General features: G+C 49.6%; 18 protein-coding genes, 1 pseudogene and 1 other annotated feature. Of the genes and pseudogenes, 14 read left to right on the top strand and 5 right to left on the bottom strand.

The genetic code is table 11. The annotated features are described in order from the left end of the window. Nucleotides 1-121 precede the first annotated feature (121 nt). Both tsaB and AC1HDJ_RS07390 read right to left on the bottom strand, forming a co-directional pair. The gene (tsaB, locus tag AC1HDJ_RS07395) at nucleotides 122-823 is read right to left on the bottom strand and encodes a tRNA (adenosine(37)-N6)-threonylcarbamoyltransferase complex dimerization subunit type 1 TsaB (RefSeq protein ID WP_479534668.1); all 702 of its coding nucleotides are present in this window, start codon (nucleotides 821-823) and stop codon (nucleotides 122-124) included. Nucleotides 824-899: 76 nt separating this feature from the next. Next, nucleotides 900-2,810, bottom strand: coding sequence for an ATP-dependent DNA helicase (locus AC1HDJ_RS07390; RefSeq protein ID WP_479534666.1), 1,911 nt, complete (start codon nucleotides 2,808-2,810; stop codon nucleotides 900-902). 284 nt (nucleotides 2,811-3,094) lie between these two features. After that, nucleotides 3,095-3,222: a sequence feature (His leader region), on the top strand. Nucleotides 3,223-3,392: 170 nt separating this feature from the next. Between AC1HDJ_RS07390 and hisG the strand changes: the two genes are divergently transcribed. The 14 genes from hisG to AC1HDJ_RS07320 all read left to right on the top strand — a co-directional run bounded on the left by hisG (nucleotide 3,393) and on the right by AC1HDJ_RS07320 (nucleotide 15,218). Continuing rightward, the gene (hisG, locus tag AC1HDJ_RS07385; protein ID WP_438643373.1) at nucleotides 3,393-4,292 is read left to right on the top strand and encodes an ATP phosphoribosyltransferase; all 900 of its coding nucleotides are present in this window, start codon (nucleotides 3,393-3,395) and stop codon (nucleotides 4,290-4,292) included. 5 nt (nucleotides 4,293-4,297) lie between these two features. Further along, complete coding sequence (gene hisD / locus AC1HDJ_RS07380; protein WP_479534664.1) at nucleotides 4,298-5,641, top strand: histidinol dehydrogenase; 1,344 nt, start codon at nucleotides 4,298-4,300, stop codon at nucleotides 5,639-5,641. Beyond that, entirely contained in the window at nucleotides 5,638-6,801 is a 1,164-nt protein-coding gene (hisC, locus tag AC1HDJ_RS07375) for a histidinol-phosphate transaminase (RefSeq protein WP_479534662.1), read from the top strand. Before hisD ends, hisC begins: the two co-directional genes overlap by 4 nt. A 62-nt stretch (nucleotides 6,802-6,863) precedes the next feature. Further along, nucleotides 6,864-7,931, top strand: coding sequence for a bifunctional histidinol-phosphatase/imidazoleglycerol-phosphate dehydratase HisB (gene hisB / locus AC1HDJ_RS07370; RefSeq protein ID WP_479537042.1), 1,068 nt, complete (start codon nucleotides 6,864-6,866; stop codon nucleotides 7,929-7,931). After that, nucleotides 7,932-8,543: an imidazole glycerol phosphate synthase subunit HisH gene (hisH, locus tag AC1HDJ_RS07365; protein WP_479534660.1), complete on the top strand. Its 612-nt coding sequence runs from the start codon at nucleotides 7,932-7,934 to the stop codon at nucleotides 8,541-8,543. 5 nt (nucleotides 8,544-8,548) lie between these two features. Next, a complete protein-coding gene (gene hisA / locus AC1HDJ_RS07360; protein ID WP_479534658.1) occupies nucleotides 8,549-9,286 on the top strand; it encodes a 1-(5-phosphoribosyl)-5-[(5-phosphoribosylamino)methylideneamino]imidazole-4-carboxamide isomerase in 738 nt (245 codons plus the stop codon). Further along, the gene (gene hisF / locus AC1HDJ_RS07355; protein ID WP_479534656.1) at nucleotides 9,268-10,044 is read left to right on the top strand and encodes an imidazole glycerol phosphate synthase subunit HisF; all 777 of its coding nucleotides are present in this window, start codon (nucleotides 9,268-9,270) and stop codon (nucleotides 10,042-10,044) included. Before hisA ends, hisF begins: the two co-directional genes overlap by 19 nt. Continuing rightward, a complete protein-coding gene (hisIE, locus tag AC1HDJ_RS07350) occupies nucleotides 10,038-10,655 on the top strand; it encodes a bifunctional phosphoribosyl-AMP cyclohydrolase/phosphoribosyl-ATP diphosphatase HisIE (protein WP_438643928.1) in 618 nt (205 codons plus the stop codon). Before hisF ends, hisIE begins: the two co-directional genes overlap by 7 nt. A gap of 614 nt (nucleotides 10,656-11,269) precedes the next feature. Continuing rightward, complete coding sequence (gene artP / locus AC1HDJ_RS07345) at nucleotides 11,270-11,998, top strand: arginine ABC transporter ATP-binding protein ArtP (protein WP_479534653.1); 729 nt, start codon at nucleotides 11,270-11,272, stop codon at nucleotides 11,996-11,998. 34 nt (nucleotides 11,999-12,032) lie between these two features. Further along, a complete protein-coding gene (artJ, locus tag AC1HDJ_RS07340; RefSeq protein WP_479534651.1) occupies nucleotides 12,033-12,776 on the top strand; it encodes an arginine ABC transporter substrate-binding protein in 744 nt (247 codons plus the stop codon). A gap of 6 nt (nucleotides 12,777-12,782) precedes the next feature. Further along, complete coding sequence (gene artQ, locus AC1HDJ_RS07335) at nucleotides 12,783-13,457, top strand: arginine ABC transporter permease ArtQ (RefSeq protein WP_479534649.1); 675 nt, start codon at nucleotides 12,783-12,785, stop codon at nucleotides 13,455-13,457. Beyond that, a complete protein-coding gene (gene artM, locus AC1HDJ_RS07330) occupies nucleotides 13,457-14,122 on the top strand; it encodes an arginine ABC transporter permease ArtM (RefSeq protein ID WP_479534647.1) in 666 nt (221 codons plus the stop codon). The genes artQ and artM overlap by 1 nt, the downstream gene beginning before the upstream one ends. A gap of 99 nt (nucleotides 14,123-14,221) precedes the next feature. Next, the gene (locus AC1HDJ_RS07325; RefSeq protein WP_479534645.1) at nucleotides 14,222-14,575 is read left to right on the top strand and encodes a DUF2750 domain-containing protein; all 354 of its coding nucleotides are present in this window, start codon (nucleotides 14,222-14,224) and stop codon (nucleotides 14,573-14,575) included. A 157-nt stretch (nucleotides 14,576-14,732) separates the two neighbouring features. Continuing rightward, nucleotides 14,733-15,218, top strand: coding sequence for a methylated-DNA--[protein]-cysteine S-methyltransferase (locus tag AC1HDJ_RS07320; RefSeq protein ID WP_479534643.1), 486 nt, complete (start codon nucleotides 14,733-14,735; stop codon nucleotides 15,216-15,218). Nucleotides 15,219-15,248: 30 nt separating this feature from the next. Here AC1HDJ_RS07320 and rlmC read toward each other — a convergent pair whose 3' ends face one another. From rlmC to potH, 3 genes and pseudogenes are all read right to left on the bottom strand, one after another. Continuing rightward, nucleotides 15,249-16,487: a 23S rRNA (uracil(747)-C(5))-methyltransferase RlmC gene (gene rlmC / locus AC1HDJ_RS07315; protein ID WP_479534641.1), complete on the bottom strand. Its 1,239-nt coding sequence runs from the start codon at nucleotides 16,485-16,487 to the stop codon at nucleotides 15,249-15,251. Between the two features lie 211 nt (nucleotides 16,488-16,698). Next, complete coding sequence (gene potI / locus AC1HDJ_RS07310) at nucleotides 16,699-17,532, bottom strand: putrescine ABC transporter permease PotI (protein WP_479534639.1); 834 nt, start codon at nucleotides 17,530-17,532, stop codon at nucleotides 16,699-16,701. Continuing rightward, a pseudogene (potH, locus tag AC1HDJ_RS07305) lies at nucleotides 17,532-18,395 on the bottom strand (putrescine ABC transporter permease PotH); the annotation flags it as partial. The pseudogene potH and the gene potI, both read right to left, overlap by 1 nt. Nucleotides 18,396-18,447 lie beyond the last annotated feature (52 nt).

The following is an 18,447-nucleotide window of genomic DNA, read 5'->3' as shown; positions in this document are numbered from 1 at the left end:
ATAAATTAACACTACTTTTTCAAACATCTGTTTATCTGTATGAAAAATCATGCAAGAGATCACTTAACGTTTACGCTAACGTTAAGTGTATAAGTAATAGACGTTCTCTACGGTAAAACGATTATTCACGACCGGGGAGTTTTTTCCATGCCACGTTATTGCGCAAATAGACAGGAACGGTATTTTCAACGGCGGTTGTTAGGCCATTAGCTAAGCAACGTAGTGCATATGGCAGCATATCTTGCGCCTCTGGCAGTAAAACATCACTACCTATCAGGTTAAGAGGGCTGTTGGCTGCCAAATTTGGGTATGTTTCAAAACCGGTACCCACTTTAGCCCAGACTCCCGCAGCGCTGACCAATTGAGTATCAACCACATCGGGGGTCAGTACCTGCTCTTCACCCAAAAGTTGCCACTGGCCATCGGCAGTACGCTGATACTGACCCCAGTAGACTTCATTCATTCGTGCATCAATAGCGGCCAATACCTGAGTATGTTGGTGCACGCGGTGTGCCCCCTCAGCCATAGCCAACAGGTTGGAAACACCGATCATCGGCAGATCTGCACCCAGAGCAAGGCCTTGTGCAATACCAATGCCGATGCGCACACCGGTAAAACTGCCCGGCCCGCGCCCGAATGCAATGGCATCAAGCTGTTGCAGGGAAACACCACCTTCAGCCAGCATCTGCTGAACCATGGGTAAAATACGCTGCGTGTGCTCACGCGGGCAGATCTCAGTAACGCTGTGTATCTGACCCTCTACCCAGAGTGCGGCAGAGCAGGCTTCGGTAGCAGTATCTAATGCCAGAATTCGGGTTGACATCCAAACCTCGGATTAATAACGAATAAAGAATAAGCTAAACCGCCAATGATAGCATAAATAGCGCCAAACCCGTTGATTACGGGCTAATCTGGTGCAAAAACTCAATCACACGCGCAATATCACGGGTGCGCGGCAGCGGGGGTAAACTCTCAAGAAAGGTTTGCCCGTACGGTTTTGCAACCAAACGCGGATCACAAATAACAATAACACCCCGATCGTCAGTATCACGGATCAGCCGCCCGACACCCTGTTTTAAGGTGATGACGGCATCGGGTAACTGCACATCATTAAAGGGTTCACCGCCTTTGAGCTTGTTGTCTTCCATACGCGCTTTTAGCAACGGATCATCCGGTGCAGTAAAGGGTAATTTATCGATAATGACACACGACAGTGCCTGCCCACGCACATCTACCCCTTCCCAGAAACTGCCCGTTGCCACCAGCAATGCATCCCCCTGCTCGACAAATTGCTGCAACAATTTTTGCTTGCCGGTTTCACCCTGCACCAGTACCGGTAACGTTAAGCAAGCACGAAAACGCTCGGCCAGATCACGCATCATCTGATGTGAGGTACACAAGAAAAAACAGCGACCACGGCTGGCCTCAATCACCGGTGTTAGCAGGCTGACCAGCCGATCTGCAGTATACGGGCGATTGGCTTCTGGCAGAAAACGCGGCACACACAGCAGGGCTTGTTGTGAATAGTCAAACGGGCTGTTTAAGGTCATCTGGCGGGTTTCACCCAGCCCTAAACGCTGGCAATAGTGATCAAAACTGTCACCCACGGCCAACGTAGCCGAGGTGAAAATCCACGCCGCAGGGTGTGATTGCATCTGTTCACTGAATTTATCCGCTACACTGAGCGGGGTTAAATTCAAGCTGAAATGACGGCTTCCGCACTCATACCAGTAGCTATAGCCGCTGATATCAGTATCCATTAACCGTTTGAGGCGGGCGCGAAACAGTTCTGCCCGCTCAAAAGCAGCATCGAGCAATTTAGAGCGCCCTACCACTAAACGCAGCACTTCGGCAGCAAAATCTAGCGCATCATTCAGCCGTGCCAAAGCCCCCTGTACCAGCGGATTACGCAGCATATCGCGCCAGTTACCACGGGCATTGCCACCACAGAGCACAACACATAAATCCTGTGCAGTTTGTGTCAGACGATCAGCCACCTTACTTAACTGCGCAATATCTCGCACTTCTATGTGATACCCCAGCAGCATATCTTTGCCCAAATCAAGCAACTGCCGCGAGGTTAATGACTGCCCAAAATATTGGCTGGCAATATCAGGCAGCTGGTGCGCTTCATCAAAAATAATTACTTCCGCTTCGGGAATTAGCTCACCAAAGCCGGTCTCTTTGACGACCATATCGGCCAAAAAAAGGTGATGATTTACCACCACTACATCCGCTTCCAGTGCTTTGCGGCGCGCTTTTACCACATAACACTCTTTATACAGCGGGCACTCTGTGCCTAAACAAGTCTCATTGGTACTAGTAATCAGCGGCAATACAGGGCTATCTTCGGCCACCACATCACAATCGCTCAGATCACCACTTTCGCTGGATGAAGACCAACTGCGCACCCGCACTAAATCGGCTAGCGTTCCGGTATCAGTGATATGGCTTTCTGCCATCTGGCGATCAAGCCTGTCTAAACAGACATAGTTTGATCGCCCTTTGAGCAGCGCAATTTTTCCGGTGAAATTCAGTGCATGCTGAATAGTGGGTAAATCACGGCTATACAGCTGATCTTGGAGGTTTTTTGATCCGGTAGAGATAATTGTTTTGCGTTTTGCCGCCAGTGCCGGCACTAAATACGCATAGGTTTTCCCTGTGCCCGTGCCGGCCTCAACCACGAGTGATGTACTTTGCAAAATAGCATTGGCGACCGCATCGGCCATTTGTCGCTGCGGTTCACGCGCTTTAAAACCCTTGATAGCCTGTGCCAGCGCACCATTATCCGCAAAATATTTATCTATCACACCGCAGCCTATTACCCATTATTTTGATATTCCAACGTGCAATTATGCCAACTGTATATCAATACAGCCAATGTGATCTGCCATTGCGCGAATCATCCCGCATGCCCAACATAAAACCCAACACAAAGATTGTACTGAAAGTGTTATTTTACAGTTGCTTTTAAACGCGGCTTTGGTTAAGTTGAAATCAATATGAACAGATAATCATCGTGTATTGTTGAGATATTATCCATGAATTCAATGACTGTAACATCGGCTGCACGTAGCGCACTGCGTATTAGCCATCACCACCATCATCACCCTGAGTAGTCTTTCAGGCGATGTTCCGTGGAAGACACTCAACGAGATCTTCCGGTGGACAGTCAGAACCAATCAGAGCCCTCGGAAGATCTTACTCCGGGGGCTTTTTACTGTGTAACGCAGCATATCATGCGCTAACAGGCAAAACGTCAACGGAAGACGTAACGAATCGAATATCCATTTTTAAAATCGTGATTTTAAGATCTTGATTTTTAGGATCGTGAAGAGTTCAAAAACACAGAATTCGCACACTTTCAGAATCGACAAAACAAGGAATTTGCCATGCTAAACAATAACCGACTGCGCATTGCTATGCAGAAATCCGGCCGCCTGAGTGATGACTCACGCGAGCTGCTGGCCCGTTGCGGTGTCAAAATCAATTTGCAACAGCAGCGCCTGATCGCATTTGCCGAAAATATGCCTATCGATATTCTGCGTGTCCGTGATGATGATATTCCCGGTCTGGTGATGGATGGCGTGGTTGATCTAGGCATTATCGGTGAAAACGTACTGGAAGAGGAGCTGCTTGGTCGCCAAGCACGCGGTGAAAATCCGCAATACCAGACCCTGCGCCGACTGGATTTTGGCAGTTGCCGCTTATCTCTGGCTGTGCCATTTGACCACGCATATAACGCCCCCGATTCACTGACCAATGCCCGAATTGCCACCTCATACCCGAACTTACTCAAACGTTATATGGATGAGAAAGGCATTCCCTTTAAAAGCTGTCTGTTAAATGGCTCTGTTGAGGTTGCGCCACGTGCTGGCCTTGCTGATGCAATTTGTGATCTGGTCTCTACCGGTGCAACACTTGAAGCCAACGGTCTGCGTGAAGCTGAAGTGATCTATCGTTCAAAAGCGGCACTGATTCAGCGCGCCGGTGAGATGCCCGATGAAAAACAGCAGCTCATTAACCGGCTACTAACCCGTATGCAGGGGGTGATTCAAGCACGTGAGTCGAAATACATCATGCTGCATGCCCCAACTGAGCAGCTCGAAGAGATTATCGCCTTGCTGCCCGGCGCTGAACGCCCGACCGTGCTGCCACTGGCCAATGAAAAACACCGCGTAGCGATGCACATGGTCAGCACCGAAACCCTGTTCTGGGAGACCATGGAGCAGCTCAAAAGTTTGGGTGCAAGTTCAATTTTGGTGCTGCCAATTGAAAAGATGATGGAGTAACGGCCATGCAGATTATTGACTGGGCAGCACTCGGTAGCACCGAGCTAGGCCGTAAAGAACAAAACCGTTTACTTACCCGACCGGCTATCAGTGAATCAGATGAAATCAGTGCTCAAGTTCGCACTATTATAGAGAGCGTGCGTGCAGGCGGCGATCAGGCATTACTCACCTTAACCGAGCGTTTTGACCGCTATCGCCCTACAAACTTGCAGGTCAGCCCATCAGAAATTGAGGCAGCAAGTGCCCGTTTACCCGATGACATGAAACAGGCACTAAAGCAGGCTTATGCCAATATCGCCGTTTTTCACGAAGCCCAACAACCGCTGCCGGTGGATATTGAAACACAAGCGGGCGTGCGCTGCGAAGTGATCACCCGTCCAATCCGTGCGGTGGGTTTATATATTCCCGGCGGCTCAGCGCCGCTGCTGTCTACCACACTGATGCTGGGCATTCCCGCACGTATTGCTGGATGCGAGCAGGTTGTACTCTGCTCACCGCCGCCGATTGCGGATGAAATTTTATATGTTGCAGCCCTGTGCGGGATCACGCAAATATTCAATGTTGGCGGCGCACAAGCCATTGCTGCCATGGCCTACGGTACGGAGTCTATCCCCAAAGCAGATAAAATTTTTGGGCCGGGTAATGCATATGTCACCGAGGCGAAAAAGCAGGTCAGCCAAGACTTTAATGGTGCGGCCATGGATATGCCGGCTGGCCCTTCGGAAGTTCTGGTGATTGCTGACAGTGAGGCCAACCCTGCGTTTATTGCCAGTGACTTGTTGTCACAGGCCGAGCACGGGCCGGATTCTCAGGTGATACTGGTCACCCCTAGCCAACCGCTGGCACAACAGGTTGCCGATGAAGTTGAACGCCAACTGGCACTGCTACCGCGAGCGTCTATCGCCACCCAAGCTCTGCAAGAGAGCCGTTTAATTGTGACGACAGATCTGAACGAGGCGGTGGCACTGAGCAACCGCTACGGGCCAGAGCACCTAATTGTACAAACCGCGCAACCGCGCAGCTTACTGCCTCAACTGCACAATGCCGGATCGATTTTTTTGGGCGCATGGACTCCGGAATCCGCCGGTGATTACGCCTCTGGTACTAACCATGTGCTGCCGACTTACGGGTACACGCGCACTTACTCCAGCCTCGGTTTAGCCGATTTTATGAAGCGCATGACGGTACAGGAGATCACCCCCGAAGGCCTGCTCACGCTCGCCCCGACCGTAGAGATGATGGCGCGCGCTGAAAAACTCGAAGCACACCGATTGGCCGTCAGTATTCGGGTCAAGGCTCTGCAAGCGGGCCAGTGTTCACCGATGCAAAAACAAGGAGTTGATGCATGAAAAACTCTCCATCATTGAATGCAACGGATGCAACATTGCCTTCTAACGAGTCTAGCTCTGCATTTAACGCCGATACGCTGGCACGCGACAACGTGCGCAAACTAACCCCGTATCTGTCGGCTCGCCGTATCGGGGGGCGTGGTGATGTCTGGTTAAATGCCAATGAATACCCCATCGCGCCTGACTATCAGTTGACCACACAAAAGCTCAACCGTTATCCGGAGTGCCAGCCGGAAAGCGTGATTACCCGCTACGCGGCCTATGCCGACCTAATGCCCGAACAAGTGCTGGTCAGCCGTGGGGCAGATGAAGCGATAGAGCTAGTGATCCGCGCCTTTTGTGAGCCAGCACGCGATGCGGTGATGTTTTGCCCGCCTACCTACGGAATGTATACGGTCAGCGCCGAAACGCTCGGTATCGCACGAAAAATCGTACCCAGTACCGCAAACTGGCAGCTCGATCTTCCGGCTATCGCTGCTGCACTTGATCAGGTCAAAGTGGTCTTTGTCTGCAGCCCGAACAACCCGACCGGCAACTTGCTACAACAACAAGACTTGCACGCGCTGCTGCAACTCACTGCCGGAAAAGCCATTGTGGTGATTGATGAAGCCTATATCGAGTTTTGTCCGCAGCACAGTTGTGTACCGTTGCTGCAACAGTACCCGAATCTGGTGATTTTGCGCACCCTGTCAAAAGCCTTCGCTCTGGCAGGATTACGCTGCGGCTTTGCGCTCTCATCCCCCGAAATTATTCGTTTGCTATTAAAAGTGATTGCGCCCTATCCGCTGCCACTGCCGGTTGCCGATATTGCCGCACAAGCGCTGAGCGAACAAGGCATTGCCGCCATGCAACGCAATGTCGATACCCTGCGTGCAACCCGCACATGGCTCGGTAATGAACTGCAAAAAAGCCCGCTATGCGACACTGTCTACCCCAGTGAAAGCAACTGGATCACGGTTCGCTTCCATAACGGTGAGAAAGTATTCAAAAATTTGTGGGATCAAGGCATTATCGTCAGAGATCAAGGAAAACAACCCGGTTTGTATAACTGTCTACGCATCTCAATCGGCACACGTGAAGAGTGTCAGCACACGCTGAATGTCATCAACGCGATGCCTTTATCTGATGAGATGCGTTGCCAGCAAGGAGGCATGCAGTGAAAAAAAGAGTGCGTCACGCAGCAGAAACTACGCGCTATGCGCAATCCCACAAACAGAGTGCAATGACACGTAATTATCTGTTTATTGATCGCGATGGCACGCTGATTAAAGAGCCACCGGAAGATTTTCAGGTTGACCGTCTTGATAAACTCAAACTCGAAGCGGGCGTTATTCCGGCACTGTTAGCACTGCAAAGGCAGGGTTACACGCTGGTGATGATCACCAATCAAGACGGTTTAGGTACAGACAGCCTGCCACAGGCTGATTTTGACCTGCCACACAATGCCATGCTTGATGTTTTCAGCTCTCAGGGTATTGATTTTGCTGATATTTTAATCTGCCCGCATTTTGAGCACGACAACTGCACCTGCCGGAAACCGAAACTCGGGCTGGTCAAGCGCTACATGGAATCGGGCAGCATTGATCATGCGCACTCCTTTGTGATTGGCGACAGACAAACCGATCTAAAACTTGCTGAAAATATGGGCATTAACGGCATTCTCTATCATCCTGATAATACGAATTGGCCGATGATTGTTCAGCGCCTGAGCTTTCCTGCCCGTACTGCCAGTGTCAGCCGTATTACACGTGAAACCGATATTAGCGTACAGGTGTGGTTGGATGAGAACGGTGAAAACCAGATCAGCACCGGATTGGGCTTTTTCGACCACATGCTTGATCAAATTGCCACCCATGGTGGTTTTCGCATGAATATTGCCGTCAGCGGCGATTTGCACATTGATGATCACCACACCATTGAAGATACCGCGTTAGCACTCGGGCAGGCGCTACGACAAGCACTCGGTAACAAACGTGGTATCGGCCGGTTTGGGTTTGTGCTGCCGATGGATGAGTGTCTGGCGCGTTGCGCGCTCGATCTCTCCGGCCGCCCTTACTTGAAATTCAAAGCTGATTTTAACCGTGATCAGGTCGGGGATCTGAGTACTGAAATGGTGCAGCACTTTTTCCGTTCACTCACCGACAGCCTAGGCTGCACCTTGCACCTAAAAACCAAAGGCAAAAATAGCCACCACATGGTAGAGAGCCTGTTCAAAGCGTTTGGCCGTACACTGCGTCAGGCCATTCACATGCAGGGTGATGCACTGCCAAGCTCAAAAGGAGTTTTGTAGATGCCACAACAGACTCCACAAACTCATGTGGTGATTATCGATACTGGCTGTGCCAACCTCGCCTCAGTCTATTTTGCGGTGCAAAAACTCGGCTACCACCCGGTTATCAGTAAAGAAGCCGATGTGATCCTCACTGCCGATAAACTGCTGCTGCCCGGTGTGGGTACGGCCAGTGCTGCCATGGAACAGCTGTATGATCGCAACCTGATCGCGCTGATCAAAGCCTGCACCCAACCGGTATTAGGGATCTGCCTAGGCATGCAACTAATGGCCGAATATTGCGAAGAGGGTAATACCGATACCCTCGGCGTGATCCCTGATACCTCAGTTTTGCAAATGACCGATTTTGGCCTGCCACTGCCTCATATGGGTTGGAATCGTGTGTATCCCAAAGCGGGTCACCGTCTGTTTAACAATATAGCCGATGGCGAATATTTTTACTTTGTTCACAGTTATGCGATGCAGATCAGTAACCACACGATTGCTCAGTGTCATTACGGTGAAGCCTTTTCTGCGGCAGTACAACAAGATAATTTTTACGGTGTGCAGTTTCACCCTGAACGATCCGGTAAAGCCGGTGCCCAGTTACTGAAAAACTTTCTGGAGATGTAACAAGGATGATTATTCCCGCACTGGATCTGATCGATGGCAAAGTCGTGCGCCTATTACAGGGTGATTATGACCACAAAACCGAATATCACACCGACCCTGCTGAACGCCTGCAAACCTATCAGCAAGCGGGGGCACAATGGCTGCATCTGGTCGACCTGACCGGTGCAAAAGACACCAGTCAGCGCCAGTTGGCGTTAATTGCCAAGCTAATTGCCGCAACACCGGCTAATGTTCAGATTGGAGGTGGTATCCGCACTGAACAGGATGTTGCCGATTTACTGGCAGCAGGGGCAGCACGCGTTGTAATAGGTTCAACTGCGGTACGCAATGTCACTGAAGTGAAACGCTGGTTCTCACTGTTCGGCCCTGAACGGCTGGTGCTAGCACTTGATGTTCGTATCGGCAGTGATGAGGTCAAGCGTGTTGCCATCAGCGGCTGGCAACACGACTCGGGTATCGCCATTGAAACCTTGCTTGAAGAGTACCAAACCGTTGGGCTCAAGCACGTGCTGTGCACCGATATCTCGCGTGACGGCACGCTGTCAGGATCAAACGTTCGCTTATACCGTGAACTGGCGGCACGTTTTCCATACATCGCGTTTCAATCTTCCGGCGGAATCGGATCACTGGCCGACATTCGTGCTCTGCGCGGCAGCGGTGTAACCGGTGTCATTGTCGGGCGCGCCTTACTCGAAGGCAAATTCAACACTGAGGAGGCGATTGCATGCTGGCAAAACGGATAATTCCCTGTTTGGATGTGCGCAACGGGCAAGTGGTCAAAGGCGTGCAGTTTCGCAATCACGAAATTATTGGCGATATCGTCCCGCTGGCACAGCGCTACGCCGCAGAGGGTGCCGATGAACTGGTGTTCTACGATATCACCGCCTCTTCTGATGGGCGTACCGTTGATAAAAGTTGGGTGTCAAAAGTCGCAGAAGTGATCGATATTCCTTTCAGTGTTGCCGGTGGAATTCGCACCGCGGAAGATGCCGCACAGATTCTTGCCTTCGGAGCCGATAAGATTTCAATCAACTCACCAGCACTGGCTGACCCTACATTGATTACACGGCTGGCCGATCGCTTTGGTGTGCAGTGTATCGTGGTAGGCATTGATACTTGGTACGACGAGGCCAGCAACAGCTATCAGGTCTATCAATTTACCGGAGATGAAGCTCGAACCCGCGCAACCGCGTGGCATACGCTAGACTGGGTTAACGAGGTTCAGCAACGTGGTGCAGGTGAGATTGTACTTAACATGATGAATCAAGACGGTGTCCGACGCGGTTATGACATTCGCCAGTTGCAACAAGTGAGAGAGGTGTGCCGTGTTCCGTTAATCGCTTCCGGCGGTGCGGGGCGTAATGAGCATTTTCTTGAGGCATTCCGCGATGCGGATATTGACGGAGCGCTGGCTGCATCAGTATTCCATAAACAGATCATCAATATTGGTGATCTCAAAGAGTACCTCTTCAAACAAGGTGTGGAGATCAGATTGTGCTAACTGAACAGCAACGCGCAAATATTAACTGGGAGAAAGTAAACGGGCTGCTCCCAGCCATCGTCCAGCATGCTCAAAATGGTCAGGTATTAATGCTGGGTTACCTTAATCAAGAGGCGTTAGAGAAAACGCTGGAAACGAAACAGGTCACCTTTTTCTCGCGCACCAAGCAACGTTTATGGACAAAAGGTGAAACCTCAGGCCATATCCTGTGGGCGACCAAAATGGCCATTGATTGCGATAACGATACGCTGCTGATTTTAGCTGAACCGCACGGAGCTACCTGCCATCTGGGTACCGATAGCTGTTTTGAAGATGTCGCAGTTGAACCGGATCTCATTTTCCTCAGCAAACTTGAAGCGCAATTAATGGCGCGGAAAACGGTTGATCCAGAAACATCATATACCGCACGTTTATATGCCAAAGGCACGAAACGTATTGCGCAAAAAGTGGGTGAAGAAGGCGTTGAAACCGCACTCGCTGCGGTTGCCGGTGATAAAAATGAGTTAATCAATGAATCAGCAGATTTGCTCTATCACCTGATGGTTTTACTGCAAGATCAAGATTTACAGTTGCGTGATGTCATCAAACGCCTGCGTGAACGCCAGCGTTGATATGCGGTAACCGATCATCTGCCAACATACTCAGTGTTCGCGCATAATGAGCACACTGAGTATGTTATTTACGTATTTGCGCGGTATTTATCGCTTTTACTACTTCCTCTCATAGCTCATAGCTCATAGCTTTGACTCCTGCAATATACCGCTCACCTTTGCACACTACAAAAAAATCACCTTTTATGCACTAAAGAATGATTTTTATGCACTAAAAGCATCAATGTTCAGATAACCTTATGGTGATAAAACCCCGTCATACCTTGTAGCAGAGTGTACCGCTGGCTGGATAACATCAGTACTCTATTATCGCTCAATAGCATGCTCAATACTGTATCTAGACAAAAGGCTATTTGCTGTTTATCCATAGATAATAAAAATAGTTAAAATAACAATGAATAAGATAACAGAGCGTAAGATAACCCATAAGATAAACAGTAGGATAACGCTGGTACAGCAGAGGCTTGAAACAAGTAAACAAGGGCTAGTGCAGCCTGTACTTGCCTTACGGTAATTACCACCTATACATAATAATTTACTGCATAATTATGTATTGCATAGTTATGTAAATCTATTTACTATCAGATTAATTACCCATTATTCATAAAAAGCGCATGAGTATTCAATTAACTGACGTAAATTGTTTTTACGGTGATCATCAGGCATTGCACAACATCAGCTTCAACTGCCCGCAAGGTGAAACGCTCGTGCTGCTTGGCCCTAGTGGTGCAGGCAAAAGCTCTCTACTGCGGGCATTAAATCTGCTGGAAGTACCGCGCAACGGCACACTACAGATTGCCGGGCATCAGTTTGAACTGACAAAAGCGCCCGACAGTAAAGCCGTGCGCGAGTTACGGCAAAATGTGGGCATGGTGTTTCAACAATATAATTTGTGGCCACACCTGACCGTGTTAGAAAATCTAACCGAAGCCCCCTGCCGAGTTTTAGGCTTAAGCAAAGAGCAAGCACAGCAGCGCGCAGATACGTTATTAGCGCGCCTGCGCTTAACGCCGTATGCCAGCCGTTATCCCCTGCACCTTTCTGGCGGGCAACAACAACGAGTTGCAATTGCCCGCGCTCTGATGATGGAGCCCCAAGTGCTACTGTTTGATGAGCCTACCGCAGCGCTTGACCCTGAAATTACCGCACAAGTGGTTTCGATTATTAAAGAGTTGGCGCAAACTGGCATTACACAAGTTATTGTCACGCATGAAGTTGAAGTAGCCAAAAAAGTTGCCAGTCGGGTGATTTATATGGAGCAGGGCCACATTATAGAACAGGGTGATGCACACTGTTTCTCTGCACCAAAAACAGCTGAATTTGCGGGATATTTGTCACACTGAGTCTATTTTATTTTCTGTCTACAAGGAGTTCACCATGAAAAAATTACTGACGGCTGCCCTGTTAACTAGCAGCGTATGCGCAGGATTCAGCACCTCAGCACTGGCGACAGAAACGATCCGTTTTGCCATGGAAGCCACCTACCCACCTTTTGAATCGACCAACGAAAAAAATGAAATTGTCGGTTTTGATGTGGATTTGGCTAAAGCCTTATGTGCCGAACTCAAAGCGGAGTGTACATTTAGCAATCAGGCATTTGACAGCCTGATCCCCGGCCTGAAATTTCGCCGTTACGATGCCGCTATTTCAGCCATGGACATTACCGATGATCGCCTAAAGCAGGTTGATTTCACCAAACCTTACTACGATAACGCGGCCATTTTTATCAGCCAGAAAGGTAAATTTGCCGACGTTAGCGCGCTGAAAGATAAAAAAGTGGGCGTACAAAACGGTTCAACACACCAAACCTATATCAATGAGCAGATGAAAGATCTGAAAGCCGTGCCTTATGGCAGCTATCAAAATGCGGTAATTGATATGAAAAATGGCCGAGTTGACACAGTATTTGGTGATACCGCGGTTATCGCTGAGTGGCTGAAACAAGACAACAAACTGGCTCCTGTCGGCCAGCCGGTGACTGATAAAGCCTATTTTGGTCAGGGTTTTGGCATTGCGGTTAATAAAGGCAACACCGCACTGCTCACACAGCTTAATACAGCACTTGATACCTTGCATGCCAACGGTACTTATCAATCCCTCTACAACAAGTGGTTTAAATAAGAGACGATGGCGGGAAACGAATTTCTACAACTCCTTTGCATGGCGGCCGGTATGACTATCGGCCTGGCGCTTGCCTCACTGGTCATCGGCCTGTTGCTGGCGCTTATTTTTGCCGTGCTCGAATCATCACGCTGGAAAGTGGTCAGTATCCCCGCCAGTACGCTTATCACCGTATTACGCGGCTTGCCCGAAATACTAGTGGTACTGTTCATCTATTTTGGCTCAACCCAAGTGCTGTTTTTGATCACTGACAATTATGTGGATCTCAGCCCATTTTGGTGTGGTGCGGTGGCATTGGCCATTATATTTGCCTCGTATGCCTCACAAACCTTACGCGGAGCACTCAAAGCCATTTCAGCCGGACAGTGGGAATCAGGTGCGGCACTGGGTATGCGCCCGTGGAGTATTTTTACCCGCCTGATTTTACCGCAAGTTTGGCGACATGCTCTGCCGGGGTTAGGTAATCAGTGGCTGGTGCTGCTTAAAGATACCGCGCTGGTTTCCCTTATCGGCGTGAATGAGTTAATGCGTCAGGCACAAACCATTGCCACCTCAACGTGGCAGCCATTTACATGGTTTGCAGCGGCGGCAGTGTTGTACTTGGTGATTACCTTAATCAGCCAGTTCTTATTGCAGCGTCTTGATCGCTACGTTACCCGCTTTGAGAGGAGTGCTGCCTGATGTGGAGCTACTTTCCAACCCTGATGCAAGGGCTGCAAACCAGCTTATCACTGACTGTGTGCGCGCTGCTGATTGGTTTTACACTGGCTGTGCTGTTCACACTGGTGATGGCCGGTAATAACCGCCCGTTACGCTGGCTGACCAAAGGCTATCTGGCGCTATTTACTGGAACACCATTACTGATCCAGATATTCCTGATCTATTACGGCCCGGGGCAGTTTGATGCTCTGCGTAACAGCGCGCTTTGGCCGCTGCTCTCTGAACCTTGGTTTTGTGCCATGATAGCCTTAGCGCTCAACAGCGCGGCATACTCCACACTGCTGTTTTATGGTGCGGTAAAAGCCATTCCCGCCGGACAGTGGCAAGCGTGTAGCGCACTGGGAATGAATCGTCGGCAAACTCTACGTATTTTACTCCCCTTTGCACTAAAACGGGCTCTGCCTTCCTACTCCAATGAAGTGGTTTTGATCTTTAAAGGCACATCACTGGCTAGCACCATTACGATTATGGATATCATGGGTTATGCGCAGCAACTCAATGCGCAAACTTACGATACACTGGCTGTTTTCGGCATGGCTGGCGTGATTTATCTAGCGGTTAACGGTGTGTTGACACTGTCAATGCGGGCACTTGAAAAGCGGATGCTGGCATTTGAGCAACGGTAACGATGCTGATGGCAAGGTATCGCCTGATGAAGGGCTACACTCACCCCAATTTCTGCTACCATAAGCACAGAAATTCCCTTTTAAAAAGTGAGAGCGCCCATGAGCCAGTTAGGACAAGATCTGCAAGCTAACATTGATCTGTTTGTTGCACAAAGCCAGCAGACCGGACAAGTATGGGGTTTGTGCCAAGATGAAGTAAATTGGCTCTCTATGGAGTCAAGCCAGTTTGAAGATGGTGAAGTCATGCCATTTTGGTCGAATGAAGCCGATGCTCGTGTACATTGCGATGACGAGTGGGCTGAATTTGTTCCAACCGCTATTCCGCTTAATTTGTTTGCCAATGAGTGGTTGTTAACACTGGCTGAAGATGGCGTTCTGCTAGGCCTAAACTGGAACTCAGATCTTGAAGGCGATGAGTTAGAGCCTGAAGCTGTCGCACAACGTTTTATCTAATCTGATAACCTGATCTTACCCGCTTTTTAGGGTGATTGGGCTGCACCATGATCAAGCTACACACTCAACCGGCCTGTTAATTTACTGACAGGTCGGTTCAGTCATCTGCCAAAATCGCGCTAAGTTAAGACGTTGATACCCTGAAGAGACCGCTCAGATGTACTACGTCAATTATATTTCACCACTCGGTGAGCTGCTACTGGTTGCCGACCGCCACGGTTTACGCCACTTATACCTGCCAAGTGAACAGCAGAGTGTTAACCCGCTATGGCAGCAAGAGACCATCAGGCCACTGCAATTGGCTACTGACTTTCTCAATGACTATTTTGCTGGCCTTGCGCCTTCCCCTGACCGCCTGCTACTAGCACCTGTCGGCACGCCGTTCCAACAACAAGTCTGGCAACAACTGCTGGCTATTCCGTATGCACAAATATCAAGTTATGGGGCAGTGGCAAAGAGTATCGGTAATCCGAAGGCTGTACGTGCCGTTGGCGGCGCTATTGGTGCAAACCCGCTGGCTATTATTATTCCGTGCCATCGGGTGCTGGGAAAAGATCGCTCACTTACCGGATACAGCGGCGGGTTACCCATTAAAACCGCCCTGTTAACGCTCGAAGGTATCAGCTGGCATGAAAAGCCCTAACGGGCTTTTTTTCCGGTCACATAGCCGATATCAAACCCGCTTAAGTAAACCAATAACTTCATAGTGAGCCGTATGCGGAAACATATCAAATAACTGCATTTTTTCGACCTGATACTGCTGCGCCCCACTGTTTAAACGCACAATATCTTCTGCCATAGTATTGGCATTGCAGCTAGAGTACACAATATAATCGGGCCCCATGGTTGCCAGATAATCGCATAATGCCTGCCCGATACCCCGACGTGGCGGGTTAACCAATACCAGATCTGGAACATTTTCACGGTTTTTTACGCGATCACTTTCATCGCCGGCTTCACTTTGCCACTCTTTATGATGTACACCATGATCTACCTGATGGAGATCTTCTTGATCACTCTGATGATTGCATGCAAAAGCACTAGAATCGAGTGCCTGAAAGTGAACATCAGATAAACCCAGTTGTTTCGCAGAAGCACGCGCGCAGTCAATCGCCTCGGATGAGATCTCTATTCCAGTAAGTTTCATCTCAGGGGTTGCACAGTGCAAGCCAAATCCGCCAACGCCACAGAACAGATCCCACAGTGAATTGACCGGCAATGCCTGCACCCAATCGCGGGCAGTGGCATATAACCGTGCCGCAATCTGCGGATTGGTCTGGAAAAAACTGCGCGGGCGGATAGAGAGCGGAACATGGTTGAACTGCTCAGACAGGCTGTGATCATCGGTCAGCATAATCTCTTGCTCACCCTCTAAAATCGCCATGTGTACCGGCTGAATATTCACCGAGATCACCCGCAATTGCGGCAACTGCGCTTGTAGCCACGGCAACTCACGGCGGATCAACGCTAGTTTTTGGTCTGATTTAACCACAAAACGCAGCATAAACTCACCATTCGCCGCACTTTGTGTTAGCAGGATAAACTTTAACTCACCGCGCCGACGAGCAACGTTATACGGCGTTAAACCGGCACGGCCAATAAACTGTTTTATTGCCGGAAACAGCGCCTTAAAATCGGCGTTATACAGCGGACAATCCGACAAATCAACCGCTATACCGTCGGCATTGACGATACCCAAAATCGGGCGCTCGACCGCACCGCTGACCACCATTTTAGCTTTGTTGCGAAAGGCCTGTTCAGCACTGCGCACCGCAGGTAACCACTGTTGTACCGGAATAGCAGAAAACAGTGTTTCCAGCGCCTGCTGTTTAAGTGCCAGTTGCTCGGTATAGGGCTTATCTAGCCAATGACACGAACGACATTCGCCGGCCTGAAAATGCGCACAGAACATGAAAACCTCAATCAAGTTACAGCAAGTACAATGAGGGGCAGGATTCTACCCCCTCATTGTACTTGCTGCAAAGAGCAGACAACAATGTTACTGACCGTAAAGCTTCAAGAGAGATCCCTACTTTAAGAGATCTCTCTTTGTTTACGCTAAGAGGTTGTCTTCAACTCAACTACTATGAGCTGTCACTCAAACTGTCGCTCACTACCACCTATCACTGTAACTGCTCTAAACGCTGACGCTTTTCAGCGCGCGCCATCAGCCACCATGAGATCATCCCCAGCACCCCGACGGCCAGAATAATCAGAGTGGCCAATGCATTGATTTTCGGGCTAACCCCCATGCGGACACTGGAAAAAACCATCATCGGTAATGTAGTAGAGCTCGGGCCAGAGACAAAACTGGAGATCACCAATGTATCGAGTGATAAGGTAAACGCCAGCAACCAGCCTGATACCAATGCCGGAATGATCAATGGCACGGTAATGATGAAAAAGACCTTCAGCGGAGGTGCGCCCAGATCCATCGCCGCCTCTTCCAGTGAGCGGTCAAGATCGCGTAAACGGGCACTGACCACAACGGCAACATACGAGGTACAAAAGGTGACATGTGCCAGCCAAATAGTCATTGCACCACGTTGCTCTGGCCAGCCAAGCCACTGGCTCATTGCCACAAACAGTAGCAGCAGTGATAAACCGGTGATCACTTCTGGCATCACCAGCGGTGCTGTCAGCATAAATGCAAATGATGTCTGGCCGGTAAAACGCCGGAAACGGGTCATCACAAAAGCGGCCATCGTACCCAGTATCACCGCCGCAGATGCAGCAGCCGTGGCGATGGTCAGGCTTAGCCAAACAGCATCCATCATCGCCTGATCAGCAAACAGCTCTCCGTACCATTTGGTTGACCAACCGGCCCAAACCGTGACTAAGCGCGAGCTATTGAATGAGTAAATCACCAGCATCAGCATCGGCGCATACAAAAAAGTCAGGCCGATGGTCAGAATCACGGCTTTCCAACGGCTTTTAATGACAGGAACGCTGTTCATCAGTGCATCTCCTGATTCTGGTGTTTATGAAACCACATAATCGGCAAGGCTAGGATCAGCAACATGACAATGGCCACGGCAGAGGCAACCGGCCAGTCTCGGTTATTAAAGAACTCCTGCCACATCACCCGCCCGATCATAATACTGTCAGGCCCACCCAACAGCTCAGGGATCACAAACTCCCCCACCGCCGGAATAAAGACCAACATTGAACCGGCAATAATGCCGCCTTTTGTCAGCGGTAATATCACCGAAAAGAAGGTTTTAAACGGGCGAGCACCCAAATCAGAAGCGGCCTCAACCAGTGAATAATCCACTTTTTGCAGCGCAGTATATAAAGGCAAAATCATAAACGGCAGATAGGCATACACAATACCGATGTACACGGCAAAATCGGTATGCAACATCGGTAACGGTTGATCAATAATACCAGTCCATAACAGGAAGTTATTGATAATACCGTTATTTTTCAGCAACCCGATCCACGCATAAACCCGAATTAAAAATGATGTCCAAGAGGGCAGCACAATCAATAGCAGCAAGATATTTCGTGTAGATGGCGTGCTGTGTACGATAGCCCACGCTATCGGGTAGCCCATCAGCAAGCAGATAATGGTCGATACCGCAGCAATGCGCAGTGAGTGCAGATAGGCATCAACATACAGCGGGTCTTCCACCAGATAGCTGTAATTGGCCAGATTCAGGCTCAGCGTCAGTTTGCCATCCAGCCAACTTAGCAGATCAGTGTATGGCGGAATCGCCACCTGCATCTCGGCAAAACTTATCTTAAAAACGATCAAAAAGGGGATCAGAAAAAAGATCAGCAACCAGAGATAAGGGGCGGCAATAATCCCCTGACGACCGCTGATCCCTTTCTGAATTAGATATTGCCGTGATAGATAGTGTCTCATCCTT

Source organism: Plesiomonas sp. ISS29 (genome assembly GCF_056522795.1).
Note: the sequence above shows the minus strand (reverse complement) of the source record. Positions and strands in the feature narration are given on the sequence as shown.